The organism is Mixta calida, assembly GCF_002953215.1.
GTDB classification, from domain to species: domain Bacteria; phylum Pseudomonadota; class Gammaproteobacteria; order Enterobacterales; family Enterobacteriaceae; genus Mixta; species Mixta calida.
Genome location: NZ_CP026378.1, coordinates 2,130,980 through 2,157,567, shown reverse-complemented (window position 1 = coordinate 2,157,567; position 26,588 = coordinate 2,130,980). Strand labels below are relative to the sequence as shown.

22 protein-coding genes are annotated in these 26,588 nt (G+C 58.9%); 9 read left to right on the top strand and 13 right to left on the bottom strand.

Annotation, left to right across the window (positions count from 1 at the left end; all coding sequences use genetic code 11):
- Window positions 1-20 precede the first annotated feature (20 nt).
- The 3 genes from bioD to C2E16_RS10200 all read right to left on the bottom strand — a co-directional run bounded on the left by bioD (window position 21) and on the right by C2E16_RS10200 (window position 3,084).
- On the bottom strand, window positions 21-704 hold the full coding sequence (gene bioD, locus C2E16_RS10210) for a dethiobiotin synthase (RefSeq protein WP_038626210.1): 684 nt from the start codon (window positions 702-704) through the stop codon (window positions 21-23).
- Between the two features lie 132 nt (window positions 705-836).
- Window positions 837-2,054: a sugar metabolism global transcriptional regulator Mlc gene (mlc, locus tag C2E16_RS10205; RefSeq protein WP_084970364.1), complete on the bottom strand. Its 1,218-nt coding sequence runs from the start codon at window positions 2,052-2,054 to the stop codon at window positions 837-839.
- A gap of 133 nt (window positions 2,055-2,187) precedes the next feature.
- Window positions 2,188-3,084 (bottom strand): LysR family transcriptional regulator, encoded by an 897-nt coding sequence (locus tag C2E16_RS10200; protein WP_038626212.1) that lies wholly within the window; start codon window positions 3,082-3,084, stop codon window positions 2,188-2,190.
- A 122-nt stretch (window positions 3,085-3,206) separates the two neighbouring features.
- On the opposite strand from C2E16_RS10200, the gene C2E16_RS10195 reads away from it, so the two are divergent.
- Both C2E16_RS10195 and tus read left to right on the top strand, forming a co-directional pair.
- The gene (locus C2E16_RS10195) at window positions 3,207-4,436 is read left to right on the top strand and encodes an MFS transporter (RefSeq protein WP_244555290.1); all 1,230 of its coding nucleotides are present in this window, start codon (window positions 3,207-3,209) and stop codon (window positions 4,434-4,436) included.
- Between the two features lie 128 nt (window positions 4,437-4,564).
- The gene (gene tus, locus C2E16_RS10190) at window positions 4,565-5,503 is read left to right on the top strand and encodes a DNA replication terminus site-binding protein (RefSeq protein WP_084970365.1); all 939 of its coding nucleotides are present in this window, start codon (window positions 4,565-4,567) and stop codon (window positions 5,501-5,503) included.
- A 77-nt stretch (window positions 5,504-5,580) separates the two neighbouring features.
- Here tus and fumC read toward each other — a convergent pair whose 3' ends face one another.
- The gene (gene fumC / locus C2E16_RS10185; RefSeq protein ID WP_084970366.1) at window positions 5,581-6,978 is read right to left on the bottom strand and encodes a class II fumarate hydratase; all 1,398 of its coding nucleotides are present in this window, start codon (window positions 6,976-6,978) and stop codon (window positions 5,581-5,583) included.
- A 202-nt stretch (window positions 6,979-7,180) separates the two neighbouring features.
- Here fumC and manA point away from each other — a divergent pair, with 202 nt between their 5' ends.
- From manA to C2E16_RS10170, 3 genes are all read left to right on the top strand, one after another.
- Window positions 7,181-8,356, top strand: coding sequence for a mannose-6-phosphate isomerase (manA, locus tag C2E16_RS10180; protein ID WP_084970367.1), 1,176 nt, complete (start codon window positions 7,181-7,183; stop codon window positions 8,354-8,356).
- A 74-nt stretch (window positions 8,357-8,430) separates the two neighbouring features.
- Window positions 8,431-9,930, top strand: coding sequence for a YdgA family protein (locus C2E16_RS10175; protein WP_084970368.1), 1,500 nt, complete (start codon window positions 8,431-8,433; stop codon window positions 9,928-9,930).
- A gap of 130 nt (window positions 9,931-10,060) precedes the next feature.
- The gene (locus tag C2E16_RS10170) at window positions 10,061-10,912 is read left to right on the top strand and encodes a DUF1460 domain-containing protein (protein WP_244555289.1); all 852 of its coding nucleotides are present in this window, start codon (window positions 10,061-10,063) and stop codon (window positions 10,910-10,912) included.
- A gap of 31 nt (window positions 10,913-10,943) precedes the next feature.
- Here the strand turns inward: C2E16_RS10170 and add are convergent, their stop codons facing one another.
- The 5 genes from add to C2E16_RS10145 all read right to left on the bottom strand — a co-directional run bounded on the left by add (window position 10,944) and on the right by C2E16_RS10145 (window position 16,662).
- A complete protein-coding gene (gene add, locus C2E16_RS10165; protein WP_038626226.1) occupies window positions 10,944-11,948 on the bottom strand; it encodes an adenosine deaminase in 1,005 nt (334 codons plus the stop codon).
- 141 nt (window positions 11,949-12,089) lie between these two features.
- Window positions 12,090-13,007, bottom strand: coding sequence for an arabinose operon transcriptional regulator AraC (araC, locus tag C2E16_RS10160; RefSeq protein WP_084970370.1), 918 nt, complete (start codon window positions 13,005-13,007; stop codon window positions 12,090-12,092).
- Window positions 13,008-13,063: 56 nt separating this feature from the next.
- Window positions 13,064-14,050 (bottom strand): L-arabinose ABC transporter permease AraH, encoded by a 987-nt coding sequence (gene araH, locus C2E16_RS10155; protein WP_038626229.1) that lies wholly within the window; start codon window positions 14,048-14,050, stop codon window positions 13,064-13,066.
- Window positions 14,051-14,065: 15 nt separating this feature from the next.
- A complete protein-coding gene (gene araG, locus C2E16_RS10150; protein ID WP_038626231.1) occupies window positions 14,066-15,589 on the bottom strand; it encodes an L-arabinose ABC transporter ATP-binding protein AraG in 1,524 nt (507 codons plus the stop codon).
- An 89-nt stretch (window positions 15,590-15,678) separates the two neighbouring features.
- Window positions 15,679-16,662: an arabinose ABC transporter substrate-binding protein gene (locus tag C2E16_RS10145; RefSeq protein ID WP_038626233.1), complete on the bottom strand. Its 984-nt coding sequence runs from the start codon at window positions 16,660-16,662 to the stop codon at window positions 15,679-15,681.
- Window positions 16,663-17,034: 372 nt separating this feature from the next.
- Between C2E16_RS10145 and C2E16_RS10140 the strand changes: the two genes are divergently transcribed.
- Complete coding sequence (locus C2E16_RS10140; RefSeq protein WP_104951488.1) at window positions 17,035-18,720, top strand: ribulokinase; 1,686 nt, start codon at window positions 17,035-17,037, stop codon at window positions 18,718-18,720.
- 9 nt (window positions 18,721-18,729) lie between these two features.
- Window positions 18,730-20,232: an L-arabinose isomerase gene (gene araA / locus C2E16_RS10135; RefSeq protein ID WP_084970371.1), complete on the top strand. Its 1,503-nt coding sequence runs from the start codon at window positions 18,730-18,732 to the stop codon at window positions 20,230-20,232.
- Between the two features lie 340 nt (window positions 20,233-20,572).
- Here the strand turns inward: araA and yjfF are convergent, their stop codons facing one another.
- The 4 genes from yjfF to ytfQ all read right to left on the bottom strand — a co-directional run bounded on the left by yjfF (window position 20,573) and on the right by ytfQ (window position 25,121).
- Window positions 20,573-21,562 (bottom strand): galactofuranose ABC transporter, permease protein YjfF, encoded by a 990-nt coding sequence (gene yjfF / locus C2E16_RS10130; protein WP_084970372.1) that lies wholly within the window; start codon window positions 21,560-21,562, stop codon window positions 20,573-20,575.
- Between the two features lies 1 nt (window position 21,563).
- Window positions 21,564-22,574: a galactofuranose ABC transporter, ATP-binding protein YtfT gene (ytfT, locus tag C2E16_RS10125; RefSeq protein ID WP_084970373.1), complete on the bottom strand. Its 1,011-nt coding sequence runs from the start codon at window positions 22,572-22,574 to the stop codon at window positions 21,564-21,566.
- Window positions 22,567-24,084, bottom strand: a complete 1,518-nt coding sequence (gene ytfR, locus C2E16_RS10120) for a galactofuranose ABC transporter, ATP-binding protein YtfR (RefSeq protein ID WP_038626243.1) — start codon at window positions 24,082-24,084, stop codon at window positions 22,567-22,569. The genes ytfT and ytfR overlap by 8 nt, the downstream gene beginning before the upstream one ends.
- A gap of 80 nt (window positions 24,085-24,164) precedes the next feature.
- A complete protein-coding gene (gene ytfQ / locus C2E16_RS10115; protein ID WP_038626245.1) occupies window positions 24,165-25,121 on the bottom strand; it encodes a galactofuranose ABC transporter, galactofuranose-binding protein YtfQ in 957 nt (318 codons plus the stop codon).
- Between the two features lie 684 nt (window positions 25,122-25,805).
- Between ytfQ and ydgT the strand changes: the two genes are divergently transcribed.
- Together ydgT and C2E16_RS10105 are read left to right on the top strand one after the other, a co-directional pair.
- Window positions 25,806-26,021 carry a transcription modulator YdgT gene (gene ydgT / locus C2E16_RS10110; protein WP_084970381.1) on the top strand — a complete coding sequence of 72 codons (216 nt, stop codon included), beginning with the start codon at window positions 25,806-25,808 and terminating at the stop codon, window positions 26,019-26,021.
- 114 nt (window positions 26,022-26,135) lie between these two features.
- The gene (locus tag C2E16_RS10105; protein WP_038626250.1) at window positions 26,136-26,579 is read left to right on the top strand and encodes a DUF2569 domain-containing protein; all 444 of its coding nucleotides are present in this window, start codon (window positions 26,136-26,138) and stop codon (window positions 26,577-26,579) included.
- Window positions 26,580-26,588: the final 9 nt, after the last annotated feature.

Genomic DNA, 26,588 nt, shown 5'->3' with positions numbered 1-26,588 from the left:
CTCGGCGCGCCTGTTTACTTTCAGGCCACCGCCTGCGGCTGCGTCAGCGCAGAGAGGTCGATATAGCCCGCCAGGTCACGCTGCTCGGCGCGCGGCAGATAAGGCAGCTCGCCTAGCAGCGGCGCCGGGATCTTCTCCTGTAGCACGTCGATAATGTCTGCGTAATGCGCCAGGCCCGGATTAATGCGGTTCGCCACCCAACCCAGCAGCGGCAGGCCATCATTGATAATCGCCTGCGCCGTCAGCAGCGCATGGCTGATGCAGCCCAGCTTGATGCCGACCACCAGGACGACCGGCAGCTGCTCCTGAATCACCCAGTCCGATAAAGGACGCAGATCGTTCATCAGACTGCGCCAGCCGCCAGTGCCTTCAACCACGACCACGTCCGCCTGTGCTTGTAACGCCTGTAGCCCACTGCTCAGGCGCGCGTAGTTAATCGGCTCGCCGCGGTGGGTACTGATCTCATCTTCCAGCAGCGTAATCGGGTTAACCGCTTCATACGGCATCTCCAGCGTGGAGGCCTGTTGCAGCACCAGCGCATCTTTATTGCGCGGCCCTTCCGGCGTCATCTGGCTGCTTTTGGCGACCGGTTTATAGCCTGCGACAGCGACATGACTTTCCGCCAGCTTTTGCATCAGGGCGCGGGTAATGACAGTTTTACCGACGGCGGTATCCGTACCGGTAATGAAAAGACGACTCAGCATAGCAACACTCCGGCAGGCTGACGGCCTGAAATAGTTAAACTTTAATCATCGGTTTACGCCGGACAGTGTAGGAAATCACGCGTGATAACAGCTTGCGTTAGCGCAATTTTTTGCAGGATAGCGGAGGTTTGATTAGCCCTGTAACAGTTTGACCAGCAGTTCGCCGTTGTACATCGCGTTTTTAACCAGCGCGGCGCCCGGCATGGTACCCAGATTGGGGAATTCGGTCGGTTCGACCTGGATGTCGGCGCTGTAGGCGGGCAGCGCCTGCTGACGAATCGAGGCGCCGATAGCGGGATACAGCACCGCGGCGGCGCGGTTGAGCGGCGAACCGATAAGAATTTTTTCTGGGTTAAACAGGTTGACCATGATCGCCAGAATGCGGCCGACGCTGTTGCCGATACCGGTGATGATATCGCGCGCCAGCGGATCGCCGTTCAGCGCCGCGTCACACAGCGAGTCCACGCTCAGCGGCTGATAGTGCAGGCTGGAGCTGGGCACCGACGGCATACGCTGCGCGGCCAGTTCCAGAATGCTGCCGATGCTGGCGACCGTTTCCAGACAGCCATGATTCCCGCAGTAACACTGTTTACCCCAGGCGTCGACCTGAGTATGGCCGATTTCAACCAGCGAACTGCGGCTGTTGTGCAGCAGGCGTCCGCCGGTGATCACGCCCGCGCCGACGTTATCGTCAATCACAATCTGGATAACGTCGCTGGCGCCGCGCGAGGCGCCGAATAGCGATTCGGCGATGGTCCAGGCGCAGACGTCGTGCTGAATATAGACCGGCAGGCCAGTATGCGCCGCCAGTTCCGGCCCCAACGGCATATCCGCCACGTCGTAAAACGGCATGCGATGCACAATGCCGCTACCGGTGTGAATAATACCGGGTAAGGTGATGGCGATAGCGGTCAGACGCTCAAGCTGGCGCTGATGACGAATAAAAAACTGATCGACTTCGACGGTGACGCGGGCCAGCAACGGCGTTTCGCTCTTAACCGGCAGCGGTCGCGTCTCTTCTGTTACCAGCTTGCTGCTGAGATCGCGCAGCGCCAGGGTGATTTCTCCCCGGCTGATGCGAATGGAAAGATAGTGCCAGGCGACGGTGTCCAGAATCAAACCGACCGCAGGCCGACCGCGACTGCCCGGTTCCTGATATTCGGTTTCCTGCACCAGATGCGCTTCCAGCATTTCACGCACGATTTTGGTGATGCTGGCCGGCGCCAGCTGCGCCCGCCGGGAAAGCTCAATACGCGATATTGGGCCAAACTGGTCGATCAGGCGATACACAGCCCCAGCGTTTGTCTGCTTGATCTGGTCGATGTGACCAGGTTGACTGTCCGCTATCACTCCCCCTGCTCCCACTTATTTTCGCGCTTCAAAATAAACCTTCTCAGGCTATGGTGGAGCAGTTATCGAAGGTCGTCAACTATTTGATTCGATATGTGATTTACCGCACAAAAACCGTCCTGCTCAGGAAAAATTACGCCTGATTTTTACCCAACAGCAGCGCTTTCATATGGGCCATCACCGCGCTGGTTTCCCGCTGGCGCGACCAGACCAGCCACATTTCAGACCAGGCGTCCGGCTCGGCCAGCGGCAGCCAGACTACATGCGCCAGCTGCGCCCGGCGAAACGAAGCGGGCAGAATGGAAATGCCGAGCCCGGTCGCCACCAGGCCGAGGATAGTCATCGCCTCGCCTACTTCCTGAGTGATATACGGCTGGATATGATAGCGATGCAGCAGCGTCATAATTTCGCCATACAGCGCAGTGCCGCTTTGTGCATCGAAGAAGACAAACGGCTCCTGTGCCAGATCGCGCACTGAAACAAGCGGTCGACGCGCCAGCGGATGCGCATGATGCAATACGCAACAGAGCGGCTCGCGCAGCAACAGCTGCCAGGCGAGCGTATCCGGCAGCGGCGTATTGCGCATCACGCCGAGGTCCAGCCTGCCGTCGCTGAGCGGCGTCAGCTGCTGGCGAGTATTCATCTCCTGCATCTGAATATGTACCTGCGGATAGCGCTGACGAAAATTGAACAGCGCGTCGGAAACGGCGGCGATAAAGGGCGCGGACGAGGTAAAACCGATGCGGATTTCGCCTTCTTCTCCCTGATGCAGACGCGCGGCGCGGCTGGCGGCCTGTTCGACATCCAGCAGAATGGCGCGCGCGTCCTGCAGAAACTGACGCCCGGCGGCGGTCAGCTGCACGCTGCGGTTAGTGCGCGCCAGCAAGCGCGCGCCGATCTGCTGTTCGAGTAGCTGTATTTGCTGGCTTAAAGGCGGCTGCGAGATATTCAGACGCAGCGCGGCGCGACCGAAATGCAGCTCCTCGGCGACGGCAATAAAGTAGCGCAGATGACGCAGCTCAATATTCATATTTTATAAGTATCATTTCAGATAATTAATATATTAGACAGTATATTACCTTGCACCCACAATTAAGCGATGGATGTTTAACTCAGGAAACCGTTGTGGATCGCTCATCTCATACTGCGTCTCTGCCCGCTGACGACGTACAGCCTGCTTCTTCTCTCCCCGTTCACAAGCATCGCTATATTAAACGCGGCACGCCGCAGTTTATGCGCGTGACGCTGGCGCTGTTTTCGGCAGGCCTGGCGACTTTCGCCCTGCTTTACTGCGTACAGCCGATTTTGCCGGTGCTGTCGCAGGAGTTCGGCGTCTCGCCTGCGGCAAGCAGTATTTCTTTATCCATCTCCACCGCCCTGATGGCGCTGGGGCTGCTGGTGACCGGCCCGCTCTCTGACGCCATTGGCCGCAAGCCGGTGATGGTGGTCGCGCTGCTGCTGGCCGCGATTTTTACCCTGCTTTCCGCCACGATGAGCAGCTGGCACGGTATTTTGATTATGCGTGGACTGACCGGGCTGGCGTTGAGCGGCGTAGCGGCCGTGGGCATGACCTACCTGAGCGAAGAGATTCACCCCAGCGTTATCGCGTTTTCGATGGGACTGTATATCAGCGGCAACTCAATCGGCGGCATGAGCGGGCGCCTGCTCAGCGGCGTTATTACTGATTTCAGTTCCTGGCGTGTGGCGATCGCCTTTATTGGCTGCTTTGCGCTGGCTTCGGCCTTGATGTTCTGGAAAATTCTGCCGGCGTCGCGTCATTTTCGCCCCGCCTCGCTGAACCCGCGCAGCCTGATGATTAATTTCCGTCTGCACTGGCGCGATCGCGGCCTGCCGCTGCTGTTTGCTGAAGGTTTTCTATTGATGGGCGCCTTTGTGACGCTGTTTAACTATATCGGCTACCGCTTATTGAGCGCGCCCTGGTCGCTAAGCCAGGCGGTGGTCGGCCTGCTGTCGGTGGTTTACCTCACCGGCTCCTGGAGTTCGCCGAAGGCAGGCGCGATGACCGCCCGCTGCGGTCGCGGCCCGGTGCTGCTGTTCTCGACCGCGGTTATGCTGATCGGCCTGCTGATTACGCTGTTTCAGTCGCTCTGGCTGATTTTCCCCGGCATGATGCTGTTCACCGCCGGTTTTTTCGCCGCGCACTCGGTGGCCAGCGGCTGGATCGGCCCGCGCGCGCGTCGCGCCAAAGGTCAGGCCTCATCGCTTTATCTGTTCAGCTATTACGTCGGTTCCAGCGTCGCGGGCACCCTGGGCGGCCTGTTCTGGCACCGTTACGGCTGGCCGGGTATTACGGCTTTTATTGCCCTGCTGCTGCTGATCGCGCTGTTTGTGGCCACCCGGCTGCATACTCGTAAGCTGTGATTCCTGAGGCCGCCTGCGGGCGGCGTTTTTCTTTTTGCCTGACTGGTTTTTTCTCTGTTGCTGAGGTATCATTAATTGTGTTTAAAATTGTATGTTGTAACTAATTGACGTTCTTTAAAGGAGTCGCCATGAGCCGCTACGATTTAGTGGAAGATCTGCGCCGGTGCGCCAGCCAGCTGGAAGAAGAACTCGCCGCGTTGCAGCAGCAGTTAACGGCGCTGCCTCTGCTGATCGGCCGCGTCTTCTCCCTGCCGCCGGTGGCAAAAGGCGCCGAACACGACCCGGTGACGCAAATCAATGTGACGCAGCATCTTGGCGACGATGCGCGACAGCGGGCTCTACAGCACTACTGCCGGCTGTTTATTCAGCATCAGTCGGAGAATATCAGCACCAAAGCAGCGGTGCGTCTGCCCGGCGCGCTCTGCTTCGAGGCGGACAACCACCAGCACGCCCTTCTCCACCAGCAGGTTGAGAAGGTCAATCAGCTGAAGGCGGCGCTGGAGCGCATTATTACCGTTGAATCGGGGCTGCCGAGCGAGGCGCGCTTCGATTTTGTGCATACTCACCTGCGCGGCCTGCTGACCCTGAACGCCTATCGCGCCATTACCCTGCTGGATGCGCCTGACAGCGTGCGCTTCGGCTGGGCCAATAAGCATATTATTAAAAACGTTACGCCGCAGGAGATAGCCGAGAAGCTGGAAAAAAGCCTGAAGGCGGGACGCGCGCAGGCGCCCTGGACGCGCGAGCAGTGGGCGGAAAAAGTACAGCAGGAGCTGGAGGCGGTGCGTTCGCTGCCGAAAGGCGCGCGGCTGAAAATCAAACGTCCCGTGAAGGTACAGCCTATCGCGCGCATCTGGGACAAAGAGCAGCAAAAACAGACGCAGCTGGCCTGTCCCTCCCCGCTGCTGGTGCTCTGCCCGGATCGACAGCAGGTGCCGGTGCTGGGCGAACTGCTGAATTACGATGCGGAGAATATTACCCATCGCTATAAGCCGCAGGCGGAACAGCTGTGGCTGCTGATCCCGCGTCTGCATCTGTATTGCGACCGACCGGTGAGCGAGGTGTAACGGGTTAAGGCAGAAGGAATGCTTTACAGCATGGCGGAAAAAAAGAAACGGGGCCGTTGCGGCCCCGTAAATAACCTTTACTGCTTCATGCTGCCGACCATATCTTCCGGACGCACCCAGGCGTCAAACTCATCTTCAGTGAGATAGCCCAGCTTCAGCGCCGAGGCCTTCAACGTCAGCCCCTCTTTATGCGCTTTCTTGGCGATTTCCGCCGCCTTGTCGTAGCCGATATGGGTATTGAGCGCAGTCACCAGCATCAGCGATTCGTTCAGCAGCTGGGTAATGCGATCGCGGTTCGGCTCGATGCCGACGGCGCAATGGTTATTAAAGCTGTCCATGCCGTCTGCCAGCAGGCGAACAGATTGCAGGAAGTTATGAATCACCATCGGACGGAAGACGTTCAGCTCGAAGTTGCCGGACGCGCCGCCGATATTGATCGCCACATCGTTGCCCATCACCTGACAGCAGAGCATGGTCATCGCTTCGCACTGTGTCGGGTTAACCTTGCCTGGCATGATGGAACTGCCCGGCTCATTTTCCGGGATAGCGATTTCGCCAATGCCGCAGCGTGGACCGGACGAGAGCCAGCGCACGTCGTTGGCGATCTTCATCAGCGAGGCCGCCAGGCCTTTCAGCGCGCCGTGCGCATGTACCAGCGCGTCGCAGGTGGCCAGCGCTTCAAACTTATTCGGCGCGGTCACAAACGGCTGGCTGGTCAACGAGGCGAGTTCTTCCGCCACGCGCACCGCATATTCCGGGTGGGTATTCAGGCCGGTGCCGACCGCAGTGCCGCCCAGCGCCAGTTCCGCCACGTGCGGAATGCTCTGTTCGATATGCTTCAGGTTATGTTCCAGCATCGCCACCCAGCCGGAAATCTCCTGGCCCAGCGTCAGCGGCGTAGCGTCCTGCAGGTGGGTACGGCCGATTTTGACGATATCTTTAAACGCGTCCGCTTTAGACTGTAGCGTCTGCTTCAGCGTATTCAGCTGCGGGATCAGATGCTCGCGCACCGCTATCACCGCCGCCACATGCATCGCGGTCGGGAAGACGTCGTTGGAACTCTGGCTTTTGTTCACATCGTCGTTGGGATGCACCAGACGCGACATGCCGCGCTCGCCGCCGAGGATCTCGCTGGCGCGGTTAGCCAGCACCTCGTTCATGTTCATATTGGTTTGTGTGCCGGAGCCGGTCTGCCAGATCGCCAGCGGGAATTCGGTGGTGTGCTTGTCGGCCAGCACTTCGTCGGCGGCCTGGATAATCGCCTGCGCCCTCTCCTGCGGCAGTAGCCCCAGATCGCTGTTGACCTTCGCGGCGGCGCGCTTGGTCAGCGCCAGCGCATGCACCAGTTCGGCAGGCATTTTTTCTATAGAGATGCGAAAGTGTTCCAGCGAGCGCTGCGTCTGCGCGCCCCACAGTTTATCAGCCGGTACATCAATGGGTCCCATTGAATCTTTTTCAATGCGGTTGGCTGCCATTACTTCTCTCCTTAAGCACAAACGTATGATTTAAATAGCTCTGACCTGTGCGTATCCGACACAGCGAGCGCGGGCCATAGTGTGACATACAATAATTTAACATTATGCGAGCCAGTCGTCCTTATTTGACTTGCATCGTGGTTTAACAAGACGTTTCTGCTTTAATAGTGTGCTGTTAACGGCCCGCGGAAAGGGAGAAACCATGTTTAAGCTTCACAATACGCTGCAACACTATGCCTGGGGCAGCACCCATGCCTTAACCGATCTCTACGGCATTGAAAATCCGTCGCAGCAGCCGATGGCCGAGCTGTGGATGGGCGCGCATCCGAAAAGTAGCTCGACGGTGTTGATTGACGGCCAGCAGCGATCGCTGCGCGAGGTCATCGACGCCGATAAAAACAGCATGCTCGGCGCAAAGGTGGCGGCGCGCTTCGGCGAACTGCCCTTTCTGTTTAAGGTTTTGTGCGCCGCGCAGCCCTTATCTGTCCAGGTTCATCCGGGTAAGGCGGCGGCGGAAGCGGGTTTCGCTCGCGAAAACGCAGCGGGCGTGCCGCTCAGCGCGCCGGAGCGCAACTATAAGGACGCCAATCACAAGCCGGAGCTGGTTTATGCCCTGACGCCCTTCCAGGCGATAAACGGTTTCCGCGAGCTGCGCGAGATCGTCTCGCTATTGCAGCCGGTGGCGGGCGCGCATCCTGCTATCGCACATTTCCTGCAACAGCCGGATGAAAAGCATCTGGCGTCGCTCTTTTCTACCCTGCTTTCGTTACAGGATGAGGAGAAAGCGCGCGCGATCGATATCCTTACCGCCACGCTGCAAAGCTACAGCGGCGAGCCGTGGGATACGATTCAGCGCATCGCTGAATTCTGGCCTGACGACAGCGGGCTTTTCTCGCCGCTGCTGCTGAACGTGATTGAACTGCAACCGGGCGAAGCGATGTTTCTGTTCGCCGAAACGCCGCATGCCTATCTGCACGGCGTGGCGCTGGAGGTGATGGCCAACTCGGACAACGTGCTGCGCGCCGGGCTGACGCCCAAACATATCGACGTGCCGGAGCTGATGGCGAACGTCAAATTTGCGCCACGCGCCAGCGACAGCCTGCTTACCGTGCCGGAACGCGAGGGCGACGAGCTACGGTTCCCGGTGCCGGTCGAGGATTTCGCCTTTTCGGTGCATCTGCTGAATGACGCGCCGACGTCGCTCACTCAGCAAAGCGCCGCCATCCTGTTTTGCATCGAAGGGAAAGCGGAGCTGACAAGCGGCGCGCAGCGCCTGACGCTGAATCCGGGCGAATCCTGTTTCGTCGCCGCCAGCGAAGCGTCGGTCTCCGTACAGGGAGAAGGCCGCCTCGCCCGCGTCTGCACTCGGCTGGGCTGACGGCTTCACCAGTAAATGCTATGATTATTCAAGAAATTAATATCAGGCATTGATGCCGGCAAAAGGACGAATCGATGAAAAAGACGAAAATTGCGGTCGGCGTGGTGATCGCACTGGGCGTAATCTGGACGGGCGCCGCCTGGATAACAGGCAAACAGATCGAAAGCCATATGGATCAAATCGTGCAAAACGCCAACGCGCAGCTGGCGCAGATTGCTCCCGACAGCCGCCTGAAAGTGAGCTATCAAAACTACCAGCGCGGCATTTTCACCAGCCGCACGCAGCTGGTGGTGCAGGCCAGCTCGCAAACGGAAGACAACGCCCTGCTGAAACCCGGACAGAGCGTCGTGCTTAACGAAACCATCGATCACGGTCCTTTCCCCTTCGCCCAGCTGAAGAGATTCAACCTGATTCCGAGCATGGCGTCAGTGCACAGCGAGCTGGAGAATACCCCGGCGCTGAAAAAGCTGTTTGAGCTGAGCAAAGGCAAGTCGGTGATTGAAGCAGACACGCGCATCGGCTACAGCGGCGCGACCGCCTCGGCGATCCGTCTGCTGCCGCTCGATTATCAGAATGCGGAAAGCGGCGAGCGCTACGCCTGGAACGGCGGCACGCTGGGCATCGACAGCGACAGCAAAGGCGACCAGGTCAACTTTGACAGCGATATCGACAGCATCGCGCTGACGGTCAGGAACGAGGCGAACCAGCCGGTGCTGTTTACCCTCAACGGCATCACCCTCAACGGCAACACCCACCTCAGCCCGCAGGGCGTGCGCATCGGCGATCAGCATCTGGCGCTGAAGAAATTTTCCGCCAGCGTTAACGGCCAGGAAGCGGCGGTGCTGGAAGGCACCGATGTCAAAACGCAGTTCGACGCCAACGGCAACACCATCTCTGGCCAGATGGATTACGTGGTCGATAGCCTGAAGCTGGAAAACCGTCATTTTGGTTCCGGCAAGCTGACCATGAAACTGTCGCAGTTCGATGGTCAGGCGCTGAAAACCTTCGGGGACAATTACAACAGCCAGATGCAGGCGCTGCTCAACCAGCCCGGCATCGATAAAGATCCGGCGCGCTATCAGGAAGGCATGCGTCAGATTCTGGCGGCTAACCTGCCGCTGCTGCTGAAAGGCGATCCGGTGGTGACGGTTGCGCCGCTGAGCTGGAAAAACGATAAGGGCGAAAGCACCTTTAATTTCGCGGCGCACTTTAAAGATCCGGCAACCGCGCAGGGCGAGGCGAAAACGCTCTCCGACGCGCTGAATCGTGTGCTGAAAACGCTGGACGGCAAGCTGGTGATCAGCATGCCGATGGCGACGGAAATGATGAAGCAGGTGGCGATGGCGGAAGGCTATCAGGAAGCGGACGCCGTCAAACTGGCGGATCAGCAGGTTAAAGGTCTGGCGGCGATGGGCCAGATGTTCCGTCTGACCACCCAGCAGGATGACAATATTGTCACCAGCCTGCAATACAACGGCGCGCAGGTGACGATGAACGGCGAGAAGATGCCGCTTGATGGCTTCCTCTCCCGCTATATGTTGGGCGCACCGTCCACAGAAGGCCTGCCGGAATAAACGGGCCTGACGCATTCAACATAGCGTTAATTATTAGGGCGACAACAGGTCGCCCTTTTTATTGATATTATTTTGCGCGCTTGCTCTCAGCCATAAAAAATAAGCCTTGCGATTCGATGATTATTTATTAATGATGCCCATCTTTCCTCAGGAACGAGGTTATATCTTGCCTGCCCGAGATAATATAAAAGGAATTAAAATGAAATTACTAGCACCCATATTATTAATATTCTCCGTTTCAGCCTGTACATCCTGTCCGCGCCCGGTAATCGATAAGCAAAGCGACGAACGGCTTAATGAGCTCATTCAACAACAGGTTATTCCCGCTCGTAATAAACCTTTATCGGAAAAAATCGCCGCTATTTCTGCCAGTTTTCTCGGTACGCCTTATCAGGCAGATACGCTCATCGGCAGTGAAAGCGTCCCGGAGCAGCTGGTGGTGAATTTTAACGGCGTGGACTGCTTTACCCTGCTGGACTATGTTGCCGCGCTTAGCCACGCCAGCAGCCGCAATGGCTTTTTTACCCAGCTGCGCCTTACGCGCTATCATCAGGGCGAAGTGAGTTTTAGCCAGCGCAAACACTTTTTCTCTGACTGGTTCAGCCTGCCGCCCCTGAATGCGCGCGATATTACAGACCAGCTAAATACCTCCACGATTAAGGTTACTAAACAGCTTAATTTAAAAGCCGACGGCGGACACTATTTACCTGGAGTGCCAGTCAGGCAACGAGTTATCCATTATATCCCCGCTAAAAATATTAATAATGCGACATTAGAGGCCTTACAGACGGGTGATTATGTAGGATTTTATTCACCCCTGGCGGGACTGGATGTTTCACATACCGGCATTATTATTAAAAAAGACCAGCAGGTTTGGTTCCGCAACGCCTCTTCACTGAAAAGCAATAATAAGGTCGTCGATATGCCCCTGCTCTCTTATATTAAAACGCGACCGGGCATTGTCATTGCCCGGCCGCTCTGACCCGCCGTATCACTCTGCGGGCCAGGGCGTTTCAAGCCTGGTCCGCCACGCGCTGACGGATGCGCTGTTTCTCTTCTTCGCTCAGGAAGGCGATGGTCAGGCCGTTCTCCTGCGCCTGGCGAATATGCGCAGCGGACAGGCCCGCCTGCGGCGCGGCCACCTGGTACTCGTGACCGATCTCAATGCCCTGCACCGCCGGATCGTCGGTGTTCAGCGTCGCCAGAATGCCGTGATCGAGGAATGTGACCAGCGGATGATGGGAGAGGTGCGCCACGGTGCTGGTCTGAATGTTAGAAGTCAGGCAGGACTCGATGCCGATGCGGTGCTCCGCGAGGAAATCCATCAGCGCCGGGTCTTCCACCGCCTTCACGCCGTGACCGATACGTTCGGCGCCCAGCTCGCGAATCGCCTGCCAGATGCTGTCGGCGCCAGCGGCTTCGCCAGCATGCACCGTGACGCGAAAACCAGCGTCGCGCGCGCGGTTAAAGTGGCTCAGGAACTCGCTGCCGGGGAAGCCCAGCTCATCGCCCGCCAGATCGACGGCGGTAATGCCGTCGCGATGCGCCAGCAGGCCATCCAGCTCGTTCAGACACGCCTCTTCGCCAAAGGTGCGGCTCATAATGCCGATCAGACGCACATCGATATTGTGCTGTTGACAGCCGGCGCGCACGCCGTCGATTACCGCTTCCACCACGCCAGCGATCGGCAGGTTATGGTTCATCGCCATATAGCCCGGCGAAAAGCGCAGTTCGGCATAATGAATGCCCGCGCGCGCGGCGTCCTCGACGTTCTCCAGCGCCACGCGGCGGCAGGCGTCGAGCGATCCCAGCACCTTCACGCCCCAGTCGAGCTTTTGCAGGAAGCTGACCAGATCGGGCTGGTTCTCCACCACCTGCACATGCGGACGCAGCGCGTCGAGGTCGCTGGCGGGCAGCGCGATATTAAATTCACGGCCTAAATCGAGAATGGTCGCAGCGCGGATATTGCCATCAAGATGGCGATGAATGTCGGTAAGCGGCAGGCGGGCGTCAATCATGAAGCACTCTCTTTCACAGGTTAAGATAAAGTGCAGAGTAGTATAAAAATAAGTTGCGCAACTATGCCAGATAATTGCGCAAGATGTTACGCCGACTGCTGGTTAATTGCCCGTCGCCACCCTTTCGCGCCGCAAATGACGCTATTCGCCCGCCCGCTTCGGCAGCTGCCAGGTCTCCTGCGCCACCAGCGCGTCGTGCGCATCCTGGCTGCGGCGGCGGAAGTCGCTGGGGCTGACGCCGACACGTTTGCGGAATACGCGTGAAAAATAGAGCTGATCGTCATAGCCCACCTCGCGGCCAATCGAGGCGATCGGCTCCTGCGTGGTTTGCAGCAGCAGCTTGGCGCGGATCACACGCTGATCTTCGCGCCAGCGCAGAAGATTGACGCCCATCTGCTCGCGGAACAGATGCGCCAGACGCGAAGGCGACAGGCAGACGTGCTTCGCCACCGCCTCAATTTTTAGCTCGCCCGCCAGGTTGCTGGTGACATACTGGCACGCCTCAATAATGCGCGGATCGCGGATTTGCTGATGCGAACGCGGATCTTCCTCTACCGCCCGCAGCAGCAGCCGCTCCAGCAGGTTCATCGCCAGCTCCTCGGCGAAGCGCCGCCCGGAGTTGTGCGTTTGTTCAATATTAGCGAACAGACGGTCAAACTCGCCGCGCAGCGATTCCGGCAGACGCAGGCGGCCCACGCTGTGGGTCTCGTCCTGCCAGCGCAGCCAGTCGTGCCAGTAGGCGCGCGGACGAAAGTAGATCCAGCGGTGATACCAGCTGTCGCTGTCCGGCGCGCGGCCATAGAAGTGCGGCGTTTTCGGCTGAAACAGCAGCATGTCGCCCGGCTCGCAGTCGAACGCCCTGTCGCCCTCAAACACGCGTCCCCGCCCTTTTATCGTCAGGTTGATAATGTAGCCTTTCATGCCGTGCGGACGATCGATACAGAAATCGAGCGCGCCGCCGGCGCTGATCGGCGTCAGTCCGGCCACCAGCCAGGCGTTGAAGGGGTAGCCCGGCAGCAGGGGGTTGGGCTGTGACTCAATCGGTTGACGATGGTACATAATAATCCTCGTAGCGAAGCGTCAGGTATGGCGGGCAGCCAGGCTGCCCGCGACGATCAGGCCGCTTTATGGCTCTGTTTGTAGCGGTCGAAAATCACCGCCGCCAACAGTATCAGACCGCGCACCACATACTGTGAGAAGGGTGAGATATTCAGCAAATTCATCGCATTCTCAACGGTGCCGAGGATCAGCACCCCCGCCACCACGTAGGAGATCTTGCCGATGCCGCCCTTCAGCGATACGCCGCCCAGCACGCAGGCGGAGATGACGATCAGCTCATAGCCCAGCGAGGTCATCGGCTGACCGCTGGTCATGCGCGACGCCAGAATAATGCCCGCCGCTGCGGAGACCAGGCCGGAGAGAATAAAGATAATGATGCGGGTGCGCACCACCGGCACGCCCGCCAGCCGCGCCGCCTCTTCGTTGCCGCCGATCGCCAGTGTGTTGCGCCCGAAGGTGGTTTTGTTCAGCAGGAAACCAAAGATGATCATGGTGCCGATGGTCAGCCAGATCGGCGCCGGCAGGCCGAACCAGGTAGCGTAGCCCAGCTCGAAGAAGCGCTCATCTTCAATGCCGACCGCTTTGCCGTCAGAGAAGATGTAGGCCAGGCCGCGCACGATCTGCATGGTCGCCAGCGTGGTGATCAGGGCGTTGATCTTCAGTTTGGCGATCACGAAGCCGTTAACGAAACCGCAGAGCACGCCCAGCAGCAGCCCGGCGCCGATGCCCAGCCACAGGCTTTCGCTCATATTGATCACCACCGCGGTCGTGACGCCCGCGCAGGCAATGACCGAGGCGACGGAGAGGTCGAAATCCCCTGACGCCAGGCAGAACAACATGCCGCAGGCGACCATGCCGGACATCGACATCGCCAGTCCCAGGCCCTTCATATTGATAAAGGAGCCGAAGTTAGGAATAAACAGCACGCAGGCGATAAACAGCACGGCGAAAACCACCAGCATACCGAAGTTGTCCCAGATACGGCCAAAGCGGAAACCGGAGCGCGACACCGGCGGCGTATTTGAAGTCGTGGATGAAGACATAGCGTTACTCCTGCATCAGGCCACGGCGGCCGTCTGTTGCGTGTTTTTCGGCATGGCAAGGCTCAGCGTCAGCTGTTCCGTTGCCTCATCATGTAACAGTTCCCCGGCGATCTCGCCTTCGCGCATCACCAGGATGCGGTCGGCCAGCCCCATGACTTCGGGCAGATCGCTGGAGGCGAACAGCACGGCGATGCCCTGCTGCGCCAGCGCGTAAATCAGGTTATAGATCTCATGTTTAGCGCCCACGTCGATGCCGCGCGTCGGCTCATCGAGCAGGATGACCTTCATCTCTTCCGACAGCCAGCGGCCGAGGATCGCCTTCTGCTGGTTGCCGCCAGAGAGATTCATGATCAGCTGATCGGCGGTGGGCGTTTTAATATTCAGCGAACGGATATGTTTGTCGGCGTTGTGCGACTCCCAGCGGTGATCGATCAGGCAGCCTGCCGTCAGGTTATTGCGGCGCGCGGAAATGTTGATATTGTCGCGCACCGAATGCACCGGAATAATGCCGTCCGCTTTGCGGTCTTCCGGGCAGAGCATAATTCCGGCGCGAATGGCGTCAGAGGGTTCGCTGATGGCCAGCGGCTGGCCGTCGAGCAGCACGCGGCCCGCCTTCAGGCGCGTGGCGCCGAACAGCCCTTTCATCAGCTCGCTGCGCCCGGCTCCGACCAGGCCGAACAGCCCGACAATTTCGCCAGCGCGCACGCTGAGCGATACCGGTGTTCTGACACCAACCGCATGCACGCCCTCCAGCTGCAAACGCACCGGCCCATGTTCGCGCGGGGCGTAGCCGTAAACATCGCCCAGATCGCGTCCGACCATCGCCTGCACCAGCATGTCGTGGCTGGTGTTCGGCACGTCGTCGAAGGTGCGCACATAGCGGCCATCTTTAAACACGGTAATCGCGTCGCTGAGGGCGAAGATCTCCTCCATACGGTGCGAGACATAGAGCACCACCCTTCCTTCGGCGCGCAGCTGGCGGATAACGCGGAACAGCTGTTCGATTTCGCGTGCCGACAGCGAGCTGGTCGGCTCGTCAAAGGCGATAATTTTGGCGTTGCGCGCCAGCGCCTTGGCGATCTCCACCATCTGCCACTGGCCGAGCGAAAGGTATTTCAGCGGGGTATCAGGATCGATATCCATCCCTAAGTTTTTTAGCTGTAGCCCCGCTTCGTAGCGCAGCAGTTTGCGATTCACCAGCCCGCCGCGCTGCGGCAGCTGACCGAGATAGATGTTTTCCGCCACGCTCATCTCCGGCACCAGATGCAGCTCCTGGTAGATGATGGCGACGCCAGCATTAAGCGCGTCGGTGGTATGACCGAAACTGACCGGCCGCCCCTGGATCTGGATAGTGCCGCCGCTTGGCTGATAGCTGCCGCTCAGGATTTTCAGCAGCGTCGATTTCCCGGCGCCGTTCTCGCCCATCAGCGCATGCACTTCGCCAGCGCGACAGTGAAAGCTGATATCCTGTAGCGCCTTCACGCCGGGAAAGGTTTTACTGATGCCATGAAACGACAGAAAGGCTGAATCAGTGTTCATGGTGACTCCGCATTGCCTGTTCATAATAGACGCCGGCGAACCGGCGCGTGATTAAACGGGCGCGTCGCGCCCAACGGTGTCGGAACGGCTTACATCAGCCCTTTTTTCGCCAGCTCGGCTTTAAAGTTGTCGCGGGTGATCAGCACCACGTCGGTGACTTCGGTGAATTTCGCCGGCTCTTCGCCTTTGGTCGTCCAGTTATAGAGCATCTGAATGCTCTTATAGCCGTGAACGTCCGGGCTGGGCAGCAGCGAGCCGTAGAAGCCGGTCGCCTGGCCTTTGGAGAGTTCGCTGATGGCGTCGACGCCGTTGATGCCGATGCCGATCACGTCCGGCGCCTTGAATCCCTGCCCTTCGGAAGCGCGCACGCCGCCCAGCACGGTGTTGTCGTTCATGCCGACGATCAGCCAGTGCTTCACTTCAGGATGCTGCACCAGCAGCGAGTTGGCGGCGTCAAACGCGCCGGGGATATCGTTTGATTTGGTCGGCACCTGATAGATCTGTTTTTCCGGGAAGCCCGCCGCCTTCAGCGCCTCAATCGAACCGGAGGTGCGGCGACGCGCGGTGTCCAGCTCGTTGGCGGTGATCGCCATCACCGCTGAGTTTTTCACATCCCAGCCGCGCTTCTGCATCTCCTTATAGAGTTCCTGGCCCTGGCGCTCGCCGATTTTGGTCGCCGCCATCATCACCAGCGGCACGGTTTCCATCGGCTTGCCTTTGGCGGTGACGAACTGATCGTCCACCGCGATCACCTTCAGGTCGTAGCTGCGCGCTTTCGCCATGATCGCCGAGCCGAGTTTCGGGTCCGGCGTACAGATAACGAAGCCCTTCGCGCCGCTGGCCGCCAGGCTGTCGATGGCGTTCAGCGTTTTTTCGCCGTCCGGCACGGCGATTTTGATCACCTCAAAGCCGAGATCCTTGCCCGCCTTATCAGCGAACTTCCATTCGGTCTGGAACCAGGGCTCTTCCGGCTGTTTCACCAGGAAGCCTAATTTCATGGTTTCGGCGATAGCGGATTGTGACATAACGGCAGCCAGTCCAACGGCGGCTAACGCTTTAGTGAATTTGTGCATGATGCTCTCCGGCGCAGTGTTGTTTTTTCGTTGTGCGCAACGAAACGGTGTAAACGGTACCAATCGGATGAAAAGCGCTTCAAAAACCACAAATCAGATAATTAGCGCAGTGATTGCGTATTACCTGAGCAAACGCTGGGCTAGTTTTAGCGGGAAACGTCACGCGAAATGTAGAGCGGTATCACATCGTAAAACAACAGCAAAAATGTCCATAGATTCAGCGATTTTAACCTTAAGTTAACTTTTGACCGAGTTCACATAACCCATGACGATGGCAGAAAAGTGCATATTTGCAGCCGCCCAGGGCTAACCGAAAAACGGTGTGCTTTTTACTGTTAGAGCCTGCGATTGTTCATTAACAGGAGAGCCCGAATGCGTGCTGGTGCCATAACGATTGGTCTGGACTTTGGCAGCGATTCGGTTCGCGCCCTGGCGGTAGACTGCCAAAGCGGCGAAGAACTACAGAAAGAGGTGGCGCCTTATACGCGCTGGATGGCGGGACGCTACTCGGTGCCGCAGATAAGCCAGTTTCGTCATCACCCGCTGGACTATATTGAAGCGCTGGAGAAAGCGATTCGCGGCGTGGTGTCGCGTCTGAGCGCAGAGCAGCGCGCGGCGGTGGTCGGCATCGGCGTCGATTCCACCGGCTCCACCCCGGCGCCTGTCGACCGCGACGGCAACGTGCTGGCGCTGCGTCCTGAATTCGCCGACAACCCAAACGCGATGTTTGTGCTGTGGAAAGATCACACCGCCATTGAGGAGGCGGAGGAGATCAACCAGCTCTGCCGCAGCGGCCGCTTTGAGGACTATTCGCGCTATATCGGCGGCGTTTACTCCTCCGAATGGTTCTGGGCGAAAATTCTCCATGTCTCACGCACCGATGCGGCGGTGCGCGACGCCGCCGTCTCCTGGATCGAACTGTGCGACTGGGTGCCCGCCTTGCTGAGCGGCACCACCGCGCCCGCCGCTATCCGCCGCGGCCGCTGCGCCGCCGGACATAAATCGCTGTGGCATCCGCAGTGGGACGGCCTGCCGCCGGCGGCGTTTTTCAACGCACTCGATCCGCTGCTGACGACGCAGCTCGACTATCCGCTGTTCAATGACACCTTTACCGCTGAAAAGCCGGTCGGCACTCTCACTGAAGAGTGGGCGATGCGCCTCGGCCTCTCTACCGACGTTATCCTCTCCGGCGGCGCCTTCGATTGTCATATGGGCGCGGTCGGCGCCGGCGCGCAGCCCTATACGCTGGTGAAAGTGATCGGCACCTCGACCTGCGACATTCTGATCGCCGACGCGGAGCGCGTCGGCACGCGCGCCATCGAAGGCATCTGCGGCCAGGTGGACGGCAGCGTGACGCCCGACGCCATCGGCCTGGAAGCGGGCCAGTCGGCGTTCGGCGATATGTACGCCTGGTTCAGCCGCCTGCTTAACTGGCCTTTACAGCTGGCGGCGCAGCAGCAGCCGGAACTGAAGCCGCAGCTCGATGCGCTGTCGCAGGATCTGCTGCGCCAATTGACCGACGCCTGGGTAGCGAATCCGCAGCTCGATCATCTGCCGGTGGTGCTGGACTGGTTTAACGGCCGCCGCACTCCCTTCGCCAATCAGCGTCTGAAAGGGGTGATTACCGACCTGAACCTCGGCACCGACGCGCCGACGCTGTTCGGCGGCTTTATCGCCGCCACCGCCTTCGGCGCGCGCGCCATTATGGAATGTTTCGAGCAGCAGCAGATCCCGGTGGAGAACATCCTGACGCTGGGCGGCATCGCCCGTAAATCCCCCGCCATCATGCAGGTCTGCTGCGACGTAATGAACCGTCCGCTGGATATCGTCGCCTCCGATGAGTGCTGCGCCCTCGGCGCGGCGATCTTTGCCGCCGTGGCGGCGGGCGTCTATGAGGATGTCCCTGCCGCGCAGCAAAAGATGGCCAGCCCGGTCGAACGCACGTTGCAGCCCGACGCGGCGCGCGTGGCGCGCTTCCAGCAGCTTTATGAACGTTATCAACAGTGGTGTGCGACAGCCGAACCGAACTATGCCGCACGTCCGTCTTCCACAATTTAAGGAGTTTGTATGCAACAGTTTGATTCGCTGAGCGTGTGGTTTGTTATCGGCACCCAGCATCTGTATGGACCGGAAACGCTGCGCCAGGTCGCCGACCACGCGCAGCAGGTGGTGGACGGGCTGAATCGCGAAGCGGGCCTGCCGGTGAAGCTGGAGCTGAAACCACTGGTAAAAAGCCCCGACGAGGCGCTGGCGCTCTGCCGCGACGCCAACCATGACAACAGCTGTATCGGCATCATCACCTGGCTGCACACCTTTTCGCCGGCGAAAATGTGGATCGGCGGGCTGTCAGTGCTGAACAAGCCGCTGTTACAGTTCCATACCCAGTTCAACGCGGAGATTCCGTGGGACAGCATGGATATGGACTTTATGAACCTGAACCAGACTGCGCACGGCGGCCGCGAATTCGGCTTTATCGGCGCGCGCATGGGCCTGGCGCACAGTGTGATCACCGGCCACTGGCAGGATGGTCACAGCCACCAGCGTCTTGGCAAATGGATGCGCGCCGCCGCGGCGCGTCACGCCAGCCAGCAGCTGAAGGTGGCGCGCTTCGGCGACAATATGCGGGAAGTGGCGGTCACCGAAGGCGATAAGGTCGCGGCGCAGATCCAGTTCGGCTATGCGGTCAACGGCTGGGGCGTGGGCGATCTGGTCGAGGTGATCAATCAGGTCAGCGACGGCGACGTCAACGCGCTGATCGATGAGTATGAGAGCCAGTATCGCTTCAGCGACGTGGCGGCGGTCAACGGCGAAAAACGCCAGAACGTGCTGGACGCCGCGCGCATCGAGCTGGGCATGAAGCGCTTCCTCAATGACGAAGGCTGCCGCGCCTTTACCACCAACTTCCAGACGCTGCACGGCATGACGCAGCTGCCTGGCCTGGCGGTGCAGCGTCTGATGGCGCAGGGCTACGGCTTCGCCGGCGAAGGCGACTGGAAAACCGCTGCCCTGCTGCACATCTTCAAAATCATGGCGGGCGATCGCCCTGGCGGCACTTCTTTTATGGAGGATTACACTTACCACTTCGCACCGGGCAATGAGCTGGTGCTGGGTTCGCATATGCTGGAAGTCTGCCCCTCTATCGCTAAAGAAGAGAAGCCGCTGCTGGACGTGCAGTTCCTTGGCATCGGCGGCAAAGCCGATCCGGCCCGCCTGATCTTCTCAACGCCGGCAGGCCCGGCGGTGAACGCCAGCGTGATCGACATGGGCGACCGTTTCCGCCTGTTGGTTAACGTGGTGGATACCATCGAACAGCCGCAGCCGCTGCCGAAGCTGCCGGTGGCGCGTGCGCTCTGGAAGGCGCAGCCTTCACTGGCAACCGCCTCTGAAGCCTGGATTCTGGGCGGCGGCGCGCACCATACCGTTTTCAGCCAGGCGCTGGACGTGGACGATATGCGACTTTACGGCGAGATGCACGGCATCGAAGTGATGGTGATCGATAACGACACCACGTTACCTGCCTTTAAGGATGCGCTGCGCTGGAACGAAGTTTACTACCGCATCAAGCGCTGACCGCTAACCGGTACAGCCGACACAAGCCGCATCAACCCGATGCGGCTTTTTTTATTCTGACGGTGGTAACACGTTTCTTTTCACCGCATCCGCCCTGTTCCTTCCCGCCTGTTTAATGCTCTCGCTGAAACTCATCCTTAAAGGCAGATATGGCGCCAGCGATAATTAATGCTTGTTACCCCTGCTCTGCGGGCGGGGGCTTTTTCCCTGCCAGGCGTTGCGTTTGCCGTAGCTGAAGCATCGAACTTATTTCTTGATTAGTATGTTGTAACTAATTAGGGATAAAAAAAGCGCCCCGGCCTGGAGCGCTCTGTCTGGCTGACCGCCAGTCGTGCGGCGGCTACTGCGGCGTCACCCGCTCTACCGGCGCATTCTGCTGCCGATCCCACATCACCGTCAGCAGCCGTTGCAGCGCGATAAAGGCGAACAGCAGCACGCCGATGGCGATTTTGGTCCACCAGGAGCTGAGCGTGCCGTCGAAGTTAATCCAGGTCTGAATCAGCCCCTGAATCAACACGCCGAACAGCGTGCCCAGCACCGTTCCGACGCCGCCGGAAAGCAGCGTGCCGCCGATCACGACAGACGCGATGGCGTCCAGCTCCACGCCCAGCCCCGCCAGCGCGTAGCCCGCCGAGGTATAGAGCGAAAAGACGATGCCCGCCAGCGTCGCCAGAAAGGTAGAGAGCATATAGATCTTCACCGTGGTGGCGCGCGTCGACACGCCCATCAGCTGCGCGGAGTGCATATTGCCGCCAATGGCGTAGACCTGATTGCCGAAACGGGTGCGGTGCGCCAGCAGAATCCCCAGCGCTACCACCGCCAGCATCACCAGCGCCATCAGGCTGAGCCGTCCGCCGCCCGGCATTTTCCATGCCATGCCCGAAAGCGTACTATAAAGCGGATGGTCAATCGGAATCGAACTTTCCGCAATCAGATAGCTGCAACCACGCAGGAAGAACATGCCCGCCAGAGTGATAATAAAAGCGGGAATTTTCAGCGCATCGATCAGCCAGCCCATCAGCGCGCCGAAGATTGCTCCCGCCAGCAGAATAATAGCGAACGCCAGCCACGGCGACAGGTGCAGATCGCCAATCGCCCGCGCCAGGAAGACGCCGGTAAAGGCGATAACCGCGCCCACCGACAGGTCGATGCCGCCGGAAAGAATCACAAAGGTCATACCGACGGCGATGATGCCGAGAAAGGCGTTATCGGTGAGGATATTGCCAATCACGCGCGTCGAGGCAAAGCCGGGAAACTGCGACAGGCAGAAAAGATAGCCCGCGATGAATACCAGCAGCGTGATGGTTAAGGGCAAATGACGTTTTAACATTTCAGCCTCTCCGCTTCAGTAACTGCAAAAAACGCGGCGATTGCAGCAGCAGCACCGCCATCACCACCACCGCCTTGACCACCTGATTCAGCTCCGGCGGAAAGCCGGAGAGCAGAATGCCGGTGTTCATCGCCTGAATAATCAGCGCGCCCAGCAGCGACAGCAGCAGATTAAAGCGCCCGCCCATCAGCGAAGCGCCGCCGATCACTACCGCCAGGATGGCGTCCAGCTCCAGCCAGAGCCCGGCGTTATTGGCATCGGCGCCGCGAATATCCGCCGCGACGATCAGCCCCGCCACCGCCGCGCAGAAGCCACTGATCAGATAGGCGGACATCACCACCAGCCAGCCGTTGACCCCGGCGTTGCGCGCGGCGCGCAGGTTGATGCCCACCGCTTCGATAAACAGCCCAAGGGCGGTTTTACGCGTCAGCAGCCAGACCAGCAGCGCCATCGCCGCCGCGATCCAGACCGGTACCGGCAGCAGCGCGAACGCTCCGCTGCCGATCCAGCCCAGCGCCTCACTGTCGAAGGTAACGATCTGCCCCTGGGTGATCAGCTGGGCGATGCCGCGCCCCGCCACCATTAGAATCAGCGTGGCGACGAACGGCTGGATCTTCAGCAACGCCACGAGGATGCCGTTCCACAGTCCGCACAGCACGCCGCTGGCCAGCGTCGCCAGTATAATCACCGGCAGGCTGTGACCCGCTACCGTCAGCGTCGCCGCCGTCGCGCCGGCGATCGCCATAATCGCCCCGACCGAGAGATCGATGCCGCCGGTGGCGATCACCAGCGTCATACCGATGGCAAGCAGCGCCACCGGCACCGCACGGTTAAGAATGTCGATCGGGCTGCCGAACAGGCGGCCATCCTGTAAATGCAGCGCAAAAAAGTTGTTCGCGACCAGGCTGTCCACCAGCAGCACCAGTATCAGCGCCGCCAGCTGCGGCATTCCAGGTGGGAGTTTACGCTTCAACACAGGGGGCTTCTCCGGCAATACGTGACTTTCAGGCATGGCGCGCACCTCCATCCGCAATGGCGCCGACAATCGCCGCCACCGACAGTTTTTCCAGCGGGATTTCCGCAACCTGTTGACGATCGCGCAGGATCACCACGCGATCGGCGTAGCCGACCAGCTCCTCCAGCTCCGAGGAGATCACCAGCAGCGCAAGGCCGTCGGCGCACAGCGACTCAATAAGACGAATGATCTCCGCATGGGCGCCCACATCGATGCCGCGCGTCGGCTCGTCCAGAATCAAAAACTGCGGGCGGGTCACCAGCCAGCGCGACAGCAGCACCTTCTGCTGGTTGCCGCCGGAGAGCAGCTCTATCGGCTGCTCGGCGTGCGGGGTGCGAATCCCCAGCTGGCGGATAAAGCGCTGGGCGATATCCGTCTGCTCGCGTTTGCTGATGGGACGCAGCCAGCCGCGCTGAGCTTGCAGAGCGAGGATAATGTTTTCACGTACCGAGGCGGCGCCGATGATGCCGTCGGTTTTGCGATCTTCCGGGCAGAAACCCATGCCAAGCCGCGACGCCTGCGCCGGGCTGCGGATGGTCCGCTTTTTGCCGCGGATAATGGCGGTGCCGCTGTCGGCGCGCCGCACGCCGAACAGCACCTCTGCGGTTTCGGTACGGCCTGAACCGAGCAGGCCCGCCAGCCCGACCGCCTCGCCGGGGCGCACCGCCAGGCTGAACGGTTCGATGGTGCCCTTCTTGCTGTAGTTTTGAAACTCCACCACCGGCTTATCGCTTTTCAGCGTTCTGCCGGCGCGCTGCAACGCGGTCTCCATCAGTTCGCGCCCCAGCATCAGCTTGATCAGCTCCAGCTGCGGCAGCGTGTCGGCATCGCGGGTGGCGATATACTGGCCGTTGCGAAGGATAGTGATGCGATCGCAGACGCGGTACACCTGGTCGAGGAAATGGGTAACGAAAATCAGGCTCATCCCCTTCGCCTTCAGCTGATTCATCAGCGTGAACAGCATCTCTACCTCGCTGGCGTCGAGGCTGGCGGTCGGTTCATCCAGAATCAGCACCTGAGCGGAGAGATCGACCGCACGGCAGATAGCGATAATCTGCTGCATTGCCACGGAGTAGTGACCCAGCGGCCGGTTGACGTCGAGCGAGAAGCCGTAGCGGTTAAGCAGCGCGCGCGCCTGATGCGCCATCGCCTTGCGGTCGACCATGCCGAAGCGCTTAGGCTCGCGGCCAATAAACAGGTTATCCGCCACCGACATATTCGGCAGCAGGTTCACTTCCTGATAAACGGTGCCGATGCCTGCCTGCTGCGCCTGCGCGGTATTGCGCGGCGCAATGGCCTGACCGTTCAGCAACACCTCGCCGGCGTCGCGCTGGTAAACGCCGGTCAGCACCTTAATCAGGGTTGATTTGCCCGCCCCGTTCTCCCCCAACAGCGCCATAATTTCGCCGCGTTGCAGGCTGAACGAGACATTATCCAGCGCCTTCACGCCGGGGAAGAATTTGCTGACGCCGCGTATATCCAGCAGCTTTTCTGTTTGCACAGTCATAATACGCCTCGGTGAATAACAACGGCGTCGGCCAGTACGCCCAACGGAGCGTCTGGCCGACGGCGGCGATGAAACGCGGATCAGTAGCCCATATTTTTCTTCTTATCGAGTTCGCTTTGCGCGTCGGCGGGCAGCCAGAGTTTGGTTTCGGTTTTGATCACTTTCGGCGGCACAGTGCCGTTCTGTTTCAGTTTCTCCAGCGCATCGAACGCCGGGCCAGCCATATTCGGCGTCAGCTCGACGTTGGCATTGGCTTCGCCCGCCAGCATCGCTTTATAAATATCCGGCACGCCGTCAATCGAGCCGGTAAGAATATCTTTGCCCGGCTTCAGGCCCGCCTCTTTAATCGCCTGAATCGCGCCGATCGCCATATCGTCGTTATGGGCATAAACCATGCAGATATTTTTTCCGTTATTTTCCGCCTTGATAAAGCTCTCCATCACCTCTTTGCCTTTGCTGCGGGTAAAGTCGCCCGACTGCGAACGGATCACTTTAATGTTCGGCGTATTGGCGATCGCTTCGGCAAAGCCTTTTTTGCGGTCGATGGCGACGCTGGCGCCGACGGTGCCCTGTAATTCAACCACGTTGCACGGCTTGCCGTTCATCTGCTTCACCAGCCATTCGCCGATCAGACGTCCTTCCAGCACGTTATCCGCGGTAATCACCGAGGTATAGAGCGAGTTATCTTTCACCACGATGGCGCGGTCGAGCAGGAATACCGGAATATTGGCGTCTTTCGCCTCCTCCAGCACGGGCTCCCAGCCGGTCTGCACCACCGGTGCGATAAAGATGGCGTCGACGCCCTGGGCGATAAACGAGCGCACCGCCTTGATCTGGTTCTCCTGTTTCTGCTGACCATCGGCAATTTTCAGCGTGATGCCGCGCTTCGCCGCTTCGCTTTTCGCTACGCTGGTTTCCGCTGCGCGCCAGCCTGATTCAGAGCCAACCTGCGAGAAACCAACGGTCATATTTGCCGCCAGCGACGGCGCGGCGAGCGTAGCGCTCACCATCGCGGATAAAAGTAAACGCTTCCACATAGTCTTCTTCCTCTGGTGGGATTTTACGGCTTGGGTACAAACGCGTTTACAGCCTGGCGGATTCGGCTACGGGAGTTTTCGACATGCTTCACAAAATTCAATTAATTAAATGGGTTACCTGTTTCAGAAAGGAGTGATTCAGGTAAAAGATATGGATAAAACGCCTGAAATGATTTTTCAAAACTGTTAAATAACTGTAATAAACATAAGTGGTTAGCCAGCACAGGTTTTGGTAGCGATTACAAAGGCGTGTAAACTTTAGCCATGTTCCATCGCGTCATTGTCGCCGCGTTAAATCACATATTTGTGATGTTTCGCACAATGTTGTTTTTTGCGCTTTTAGCGCAAATGTTAATTATTTTTAATTAACCGCGCAAAAAACAGGTTTATTATCCCTCAGGTGCGATCGCCGGATCGTCACCTTTCCCTGATATGAACCGGCGTAAGGGAAAACTATTTGTTCAGAATATTCCTGGTATAAATGGTCAATTTTTTCACATTTAAGAGAAAAAGAATGTGCTGTAACAGCGTCACACCTTTTTAAAAGTATAAATTTGAATTTCATCTGTCGACGGACAGCGCTATTTTCTGAATTTAGCGTTTTTTTACCCGGCAGGATCTGGACAGACGCCGCGGCCTCCCTATACTGAGTCGCTCAACCTTCTCTCCATTATTATGGTTATTATGACAGCGCAAGATTACCTGTTGAAATTTCGTAAAGTGAATACCTCTGAAAGCCTGGAAAAGTTATTCGATCATCTTAATTATTCTCTTACCGACGATCGTGAACTGATGAATATGTATCGCGCTGCCGATCATCGTCGCGCCGAGCTGGTTTCCGGCGGTAAATTATTCAATTTAGGCGAAGTGCCGAAATCGGTCTGGCGCTACGTGGTATAAATCCTGCCTGTTTCCTCCCCCCGCTTTTCCGTATAATACCGGGTCCATATCGGGCGTGACGGGTTTGGCCATCACCTGCCTCACGCCGCCGTTTCGCTGTACAAGGAATGCTTTATGCCGTTAACGTCCCCCGCGCCACGCCTCGGCGGCTGGCTGCTGCTGCCGCTCGCCTGGCTGATTCTGACCGTGCTCACCAGCGCACTGGTGGTTGTGATGTATATCGGCGCGCTGTTTAACCCCGCCTGGCGCGACGCGCTGTTTAGCCACGATACGGCGTTTCTGACGCAATGGGGCCTGTCGCTGGCCACCTCGCTGGCGGTCTGGTTATACAGCGCCTGGGTCACCTGGATTTTCTGCCAGCGCTCGCGCCGCCTGCCTCGCCACTACATTATCTGGCTGCTGTTGACCGTGGCGCTGGCATTAAAAACCTTCGCCTTTTCGCCGATCGCCGACGGCGCGGCGGTGCGCTCCCTGCTGCTGGCGCTGCTGGCGGCGGCGACGCTGGTGCCCTATTTTCGCCGATCGCAGCGGGTGAAAAAGACCTTTATCGCGCCCTGAGCGGCGCGA

Excerpts from the sequence above, each read along its gene's own strand:
- ytfT (WP_084970373.1), bottom strand. The coding sequence starts at position 22,574 with ATGCCTGAAAGTCACGTATTGCCGGAGAAGCCCCCTGTGTTGAAGCGT.
- C2E16_RS10145 (WP_038626233.1), bottom strand. The coding sequence starts at position 16,662 with ATGCACAAATTCACTAAAGCGTTAGCCGCCGTTGGACTGGCTGCCGTT.
- C2E16_RS10105 (WP_038626250.1), top strand. The coding sequence starts at position 26,136 with ATGCCGTTAACGTCCCCCGCGCCACGCCTCGGCGGCTGGCTGCTGCTG.
- C2E16_RS10200 (WP_038626212.1), bottom strand. The coding sequence starts at position 3,084 with ATGAATATTGAGCTGCGTCATCTGCGCTACTTTATTGCCGTCGCCGAG.
- ytfR (WP_038626243.1), bottom strand. The coding sequence starts at position 24,084 with ATGACTGTGCAAACAGAAAAGCTGCTGGATATACGCGGCGTCAGCAAA.
- araC (WP_084970370.1), bottom strand. The coding sequence starts at position 13,007 with ATGTACCATCGTCAACCGATTGAGTCACAGCCCAACCCCCTGCTGCCG.
- araA (WP_084970371.1), top strand. The coding sequence starts at position 18,730 with ATGCAACAGTTTGATTCGCTGAGCGTGTGGTTTGTTATCGGCACCCAG.
- yjfF (WP_084970372.1), bottom strand. The coding sequence starts at position 21,562 with ATGTTAAAACGTCATTTGCCCTTAACCATCACGCTGCTGGTATTCATC.
- araG (WP_038626231.1), bottom strand. The coding sequence starts at position 15,589 with ATGAACACTGATTCAGCCTTTCTGTCGTTTCATGGCATCAGTAAAACC.
- tus (WP_084970365.1), top strand. The coding sequence starts at position 4,565 with ATGAGCCGCTACGATTTAGTGGAAGATCTGCGCCGGTGCGCCAGCCAG.
- add (WP_038626226.1), bottom strand. The coding sequence starts at position 11,948 with ATGATTGACGCCCGCCTGCCGCTTACCGACATTCATCGCCATCTTGAT.
- manA (WP_084970367.1), top strand. The coding sequence starts at position 7,181 with ATGTTTAAGCTTCACAATACGCTGCAACACTATGCCTGGGGCAGCACC.
- C2E16_RS10170 (WP_244555289.1), top strand. The coding sequence starts at position 10,061 with ATGATGCCCATCTTTCCTCAGGAACGAGGTTATATCTTGCCTGCCCGA.
- C2E16_RS10140 (WP_104951488.1), top strand. The coding sequence starts at position 17,035 with ATGCGTGCTGGTGCCATAACGATTGGTCTGGACTTTGGCAGCGATTCG.
- araH (WP_038626229.1), bottom strand. The coding sequence starts at position 14,050 with ATGTCTTCATCCACGACTTCAAATACGCCGCCGGTGTCGCGCTCCGGT.
- C2E16_RS10175 (WP_084970368.1), top strand. The coding sequence starts at position 8,431 with ATGAAAAAGACGAAAATTGCGGTCGGCGTGGTGATCGCACTGGGCGTA.
- ydgT (WP_084970381.1), top strand. The coding sequence starts at position 25,806 with ATGACAGCGCAAGATTACCTGTTGAAATTTCGTAAAGTGAATACCTCT.
- fumC (WP_084970366.1), bottom strand. The coding sequence starts at position 6,978 with ATGGCAGCCAACCGCATTGAAAAAGATTCAATGGGACCCATTGATGTA.
- ytfQ (WP_038626245.1), bottom strand. The coding sequence starts at position 25,121 with ATGTGGAAGCGTTTACTTTTATCCGCGATGGTGAGCGCTACGCTCGCC.
- bioD (WP_038626210.1), bottom strand. The coding sequence starts at position 704 with ATGCTGAGTCGTCTTTTCATTACCGGTACGGATACCGCCGTCGGTAAA.